Source organism: Streptomyces sp. (assembly GCF_035563135.1).
Classification (GTDB): domain Bacteria; phylum Actinomycetota; class Actinomycetes; order Streptomycetales; family Streptomycetaceae; genus Streptomyces.
Genome location: NZ_DATMVN010000120.1, coordinates 1 through 5,816, shown reverse-complemented (window position 1 = coordinate 5,816; position 5,816 = coordinate 1). Strand labels below are relative to the sequence as shown.

Sequence of the window (5,816 nt, the reverse complement as noted above, 5' to 3'; positions counted from 1 at the left end):
CCGCAGCCGCCGCCAGGTCCCGCTTGATGCCGGTGAGCAGCGCTGCGGCCTGTTCCCGGGCCGCCGGGAGCCCGGCGGCGCCGGGGACCGGGACCACGACCTCCAGGTAGCACTTGAGCTTCGGCTCCGTGCCGCTCGGGCGGACGATGACCCGGGCGCCCGTCAGGTGGTAGCGCAGGCCGTCGGTGGGCGGCAGCGCGTCCGTGCCCTGCGAGAGGTCCTCCGCCGAGACGACGGGAAGGCCCGCCAGGGCGGTCGGGGGGGTCTCGCGCAGGCGCCGCATCGCGTCCGCGATGACCGTCAGGTCCTCGACCCGGACCGACAGCTGGTCCGTGGCGTGCAGGCCGTGTTCGAGCGCGAGGTCGTCGAGCAGGCCGAGGAGGGTGCGGCCCTTCTCCTTGAGCACGGAGGCGAGTTCGGCGATCAGCAGGGCGGCCGTGATGCCGTCCTTGTCGCGGACCCCCTCCGGGTCCACGCAGTAGCCGAGCGCCTCCTCGTAGCCGTAACGCAGGCCCTCGACGCGGGCGATCCACTTGAAGCCCGTCAGGGTTTCCTCATGACCGAGGCCGGCCTTCTCCGCGATCCTGCCGAGCAGCGTCGACGACACGATCGACTCGGCGAACACGCCCGTGGCGCCCCGGTCCACCAGGTGCGCGGCGAGCAGCGCGCCCACCTCGTCACCGCGCAGCATCCGCCAGCCGCCGTCCGCCGAAGCGTCCGGTACGGCGACGGCGCAGCGGTCCGCGTCCGGGTCGTTGGCGATGACGACGTCCGGGAGGGCCCGGCGCGCGGTCGCGAACGCGAGGTCCATGGCGCCGGGCTCCTCCGGGTTGGGGAAGGCGACGGTGGGGAACGCCGGGTCGGGCTCCGCCTGCTCGGCCACGAGCACGGGCTCGGGGAAGCCGGCCCGGGCGAAGGCGGCCGTCAGGACGGAGGTGCCGACGCCGTGCAGCGCGGTGTGGACCGTCCGGGCGGTGCGGGGCGAACCGGGGCTGAGGACGGCGTCCGTACGTTCCAGGTAGGCGGCCAGGACCTCGTCGCCGAGGGTCTCCCAGCCCGACTCCGGGCGGGGTACGCCGTCGAGCGGGCCCACCGCCGCGATCGCGGCGGCGATCTCGGCGTCGGCCGGGGGCACGATCTGCGAGCCGTCGCCGAGGTAGACCTTGTAGCCGTTGTCGCGCGGCGGGTTGTGGCTGGCCGTGACCTCCACACCGGCGACGGCCCCCAGGTGCCGTACGGCGTACGCGAGGACGGGGGTCGGCAGGGGGCGGGGGAGCACGGCCGCGCGCAGGCCCGCGCCGGTCATCACGGCCGCGGTGTCGCGGGCGAAGTCGGCGGACTTGTAGCGGGCGTCGTAGCCGATGACGACGAGGCCGCCAGAGTGGCCCCGCGCCTTCAGGTACGCCGCCAGGCCGGCTGCCGCACGGATGACGACGGAGCGGTTCATACGCATCGGACCGGCGCCGATCTCGCCGCGCAGGCCGGCCGTGCCGAACTGGAGCGTGCCCGCGAAGCGGTCGGCGAGCGGGGCGAGGTCACCGGCGTCGATGAGTCCGGCGAGCTCCGCGCGGGTCTCGGGGTCCGGGTCCTCGGCGAGCCAGGTCCTGGCCTGCGTGATGAGGTCCTGCTGCACGGTGTCCGCCTTTCTGCGGGTGGGGGTGCGGGGAGCGGGGCCGCTGCGCGGGGCTGCCGGGGGCTCCGCCCCCGGGCCCCCGCGCCTCGAACGCCGGCGGGGCTGGATCCGGTCGCCCTGTGCCTCAAGGGGAGGCGGGGCGCCTGCTAGATCCGGTCCAGGACCCGGGCCAGCAGCGCGCCCATGCGGGTCGCCGAGTCACGGCCGGCCTGGAGGACCTCCTCGTGGTTGAGGGGTTCGCCGCTCAGGCCCGCGGCGAGGTTCGTGACCAGGGAGATGCCCAGCACCTCCGCGCCCGCCTCACGCGCCGCGATGGCCTCCAGGACCGTGGACATGCCGACCAGGTCGCCGCCCATGACACGGACCATGTTGATCTCGGCCGGGGTCTCGTAGTGCGGGCCGGGGAACTGCACGTAGACGCCCTCTTCGAGCGACTCGTCGATCTCCTTGCACAGGGCGCGCAGCCGCGGCGAGTACAGGTCGGTCAGATCGATGAAGTTCGCCCCCACGATCGGCGAGGTGGCCGTGAGGTTGATGTGGTCGCTGATCAGGACCGGCTGGCCGGGGCGCATGCCCTCGCGCAGACCGCCGCACCCGTTCGTCAGGACGACGGTCCCGCAGCCCGCGGCGACGGCCGTGCGGACGCCGTGCGCGACGGCGCCGACGCCGCGGCCCTCGTAGTAGTGCGTGCGGCCCAGGAAGACCAGGACCCGCTTCCCCCCGATCCGGTACGAACGGATCGTGCCGCCGTGGCCCTCCACCGCCGGGGCCGGGAATCCGGGCAGGGCGGTGACCGGGAACTCGGCCTCCGGAATGCCGAGCGCGGCGCCGGCCGGGGCCCACCCGGAGCCCATCACGAGAGCGACGTCGTGGGTCTCGACGCCGGTCAGCTCGCGCAGGCGGGCGGCGGCGTCGGCAGCGGCGGCATAGGGGTCGCCCTGGATGTGGTCCGGAATAAGAGATGCGTTCACGCGGATGAGGGTAACCGCTGATTCCCTACGCGCGTAGATGCGGCCGCGCAGAGACTGGCCGGACGTATTCGTACGTTCGTACAGAAGGGCCCCGGAGTGTGTGGCCCGGCGTGGCTCAGCAGGGGCGCTTGCGGAGGTTCATCACGTAGTCGTGCGGTGCGCCCGCGGACTCGGCGGCGTCCGCCACCTCGCCCAGGTAGCGGGCCGAGGGCAGCCCGCCCTCGTAGCCGTTCAGGACGTACATCCAGGCCGGCTCCTCGCCGTCCAGCGTGTGCACGCGCACCCGCATGCGCCGGTAGACGTCCAGGCCGACGCCCTCCCAGCGGTCCATGGAGTCCTCGTCCATCGGAGCCAGGTCGTACAGCGCGACGAACACCTGTGAACGGGGCGCCTCCACCACCGTGGCCAGTGCGCCCTCCCAGCCCATCTGCTCCCCGCCGAACGTCAGCCGCCAGCCGTTGAGCCAGCCCGTGCCGCGCAGCGGGGAGTGCGGTGCGCGGCGCGTCATCAGCCGCGCGTCGAGGTTGCCGGCGTATGCGGCGTAGAGCGACATGGGGTCGAGGGTACGGGAGGCGATGGGGAGCGTGCCGGTTCCGGAGGGGGAGAGGCCCGGTCACGGACGGTCCACGAGGAGCCGGGGCCGGGCCCCGGCCAGGCCCGTTCCCGTATGGAGGGCCCCGGGGCGAAGCCGCTTGGCGCGTGCGGGACAATGAATTACGTACTGCATTCCCCGGGGCGATCCCCCGGACCCCCGGCCGGGGCGGCAGACGGCCGTGGGATGACACCACGCGAGGCGGACTTTTCGTGACCCGGATCGTGATCATCGGCGGCGGCCCCGGCGGCTACGAGGCGGCACTGGTCGGCGCCCAGCTCGGCGCGGAGGTGACCGTCGTCGACTGCGACGGCCTCGGCGGCGCGTCGGTCCTGACCGACTGCGTGCCCTCCAAGACCCTGATCGCGACGGCCGAGGTGATGACCACCTTCGACTCCTCCTACGAGGAGCTCGGCATCATCGTCGCCGACGACACCCCGCACGTCGAGCAGGCCGCCCGGGTGGTCGGGGTCGACCTCGGCAAGGTCAACCGGCGCGTCAAGCGCCTCGCGCTCGCCCAGTCCCACGACATCACCGCCTCCGTCACCCGCACGGGGGCCAGGGTCATGCGCGGCCGGGGCCGGCTGGAGGGCCTCCAGGCCGCCGACGGGTCCCGCCAGGTCGTGGTGACCGTCGCGGACGGCACCGAGGAGCGGCTCACGGCCGACGCCGTGCTGATCGCGACCGGGGGCCACCCCCGGGAGATCCCGGACGCCCAGCCCGACGGCGAGCGCATCCTGAACTGGACCCAGGTCTACGACCTGGACGAGCTCCCCGAGGAGCTCATCGTGGTCGGCTCGGGCGTCACCGGCGCCGAGTTCGCCGGTGCCTACCAGGCGCTCGGCTCGCGCGTCACGCTCGTCTCCTCCCGTGACCGGGTACTCCCCGGCGAGGACCCGGACGCCGCCGCCGTCCTGGAGGACGTCTTCCGGCGCCGCGGCATGAACGTCATGGCCCGCTCCCGCGCCCAGTCCGCCAAGCGCGTCGGCGACCGTGTGGAGGTCACGCTGTCCGACGGCCGCGTCATCTCCGGCACGCACTGTCTGATGGCGGTCGGCGCGATCCCCAACACCGCGGGCATGGGCCTGGAGGAGTCCGGGGTCCAGCTCAAGGAGTCCGGGCACATCCGGACCGACCGGGTCTCCCGCACCAGCGCCCCCGGCGTGTACGCGGCCGGTGACGTCACCGGGGTCTTCGCCCTGGCTTCGGTCGCGGCGATGCAGGGCCGGATCGCGATGTACCACTTCCTCGGCGACGCGGTGGCGCCGCTGAACCTGAAGACGGTCTCCGCGAACGTCTTCACCGACCCCGAGATCGCCACCGTCGGCTACACCCAGGCCGATGTCGACTCCGGCAGGATCGACGCCCGTGTCGTGAAGCTGCCGCTGCTGCGCAACCCGCGCGCCAAGATGCAGGGCATCAGGGACGGCTTCGTCAAGATCTTCTGCCGTCCCGGCACCGGCATCGTGGTCGGCGGCTGTGTCGTCGCGCCGCGCGCCAGCGAGCTGATCCACCCGATCTCGCTCGCCGTCGACAACAGCCTGACGGTGGAGCAGATCGCCAACGCGTTCACCGTGTACCCGTCACTGTCCGGCTCGATCGCCGAAGTGGCCCGGCAGCTGCACACCCGGAAGAGCGCGGACGAGGTGTGACACCGGTCGTTCGTACCGCAGGCAGGGCCCCCTATATCACCAGGGGGCCCTGCTCGTGTACAACTTCCCTTATTCGGTGCAAACTGCTGAAAAGCAGCGCACCGCCAGGTTACTGTCAGTTCCGTGTTCGCTGCAGAACGTCGTCAATTGATCCTCGAAATGGTGCGCGCCAACGGGGCGGTATCGCTCCGTGAGCTCGCCCGCGTCGTCCAGACCTCCGAAGTGACCGTACGGCGGGACGTGCGGGCGCTGGAGGCAGAAGGACTCCTCGACCGCCGGCACGGCGGTGCGGTCTTGCCGGGCGGTTTCACGCGGGAGTCCGGCTTTCCGCAGAAATCCCATCTCTCCACCGCGGAGAAGACGGCCATCGCCGATCTGGCGGCCGGCCTGGTCGGTGAGGGTGAGGCCATCGTGGTCGGCGCCGGAACGACCACGCAGGAGCTGGCCCGCCGGCTCGCGCGGGTGCCCGGTCTGACCGTGGTCACCAACTCGCTGCTGGTCGCCCAGGCGTTGGCCCATGCCAACCGGGTGGAAGTGGTGATGACGGGGGGGACCCTGCGCGGGAGCAACTACGCGCTCGTCGGCAGCGGCGCCGAGCAGTCCCTCCAGGGGCTGCGGGTGAGCCGTGCCTTCCTGTCCGGGAGCGGGCTCACCGCGGAGCGCGGTCTGTCCACGTCCAACATGCTCTCGGCGAGCGTGGACCGGGCACTGGTGCAGGCCGCGGCCGAAGTGGTGGTCCTGGCGGACCACACGAAGCTCGGTTCCGACACCATGTTCCAGACGGTGCCCACGGAGCTGATCACCCGTCTGGTGACGGACGAACCACCGGTCCACGACGAGCGTGCGGCCACGGAGCTCCAGGCCCTCGCCGACCAGGGCGTGGAGATCTCGGTGGCCGGGCCCGGCGCGGAGGCCGCGGCCGACGACGCCCTGCCACCGGGCCGGCAGACGCGGCAGGACATGCCGCT

At 72.8% G+C, this 5,816-nt stretch carries 5 protein-coding genes; 2 read left to right on the top strand and 3 right to left on the bottom strand.

From position 1 onward, the window contains the following. From VN520_RS05275 to VN520_RS05265, 3 genes are all read right to left on the bottom strand, one after another. Positions 1 to 1,633: phospho-sugar mutase (locus tag VN520_RS05275; protein WP_325745659.1), on the bottom strand; the 1,633-nt coding region annotated here is incomplete at its 3' end. Between the two features lie 146 nt (positions 1,634 to 1,779). Continuing rightward, positions 1,780 to 2,604 carry a purine-nucleoside phosphorylase gene (locus VN520_RS05270; RefSeq protein WP_325745658.1) on the bottom strand — a complete coding sequence of 275 codons (825 nt, stop codon included), beginning with the start codon at positions 2,602 to 2,604 and terminating at the stop codon, positions 1,780 to 1,782. A gap of 115 nt (positions 2,605 to 2,719) precedes the next feature. Next, positions 2,720 to 3,157, bottom strand: a complete 438-nt coding sequence (locus VN520_RS05265; protein ID WP_325745657.1) for a gamma-glutamylcyclotransferase — start codon at positions 3,155 to 3,157, stop codon at positions 2,720 to 2,722. A gap of 251 nt (positions 3,158 to 3,408) precedes the next feature. Between VN520_RS05265 and VN520_RS05260 the strand changes: the two genes are divergently transcribed. Both VN520_RS05260 and VN520_RS05255 read left to right on the top strand, forming a co-directional pair. Then, positions 3,409 to 4,848: an NAD(P)H-quinone dehydrogenase gene (locus VN520_RS05260; RefSeq protein WP_325745656.1), complete on the top strand. Its 1,440-nt coding sequence runs from the start codon at positions 3,409 to 3,411 to the stop codon at positions 4,846 to 4,848. A gap of 159 nt (positions 4,849 to 5,007) precedes the next feature. After that, positions 5,008 to 5,816 (top strand): DeoR/GlpR family DNA-binding transcription regulator (locus tag VN520_RS05255; protein WP_325745660.1); only part of this gene is annotated, 809 nt, incomplete at its 3' end.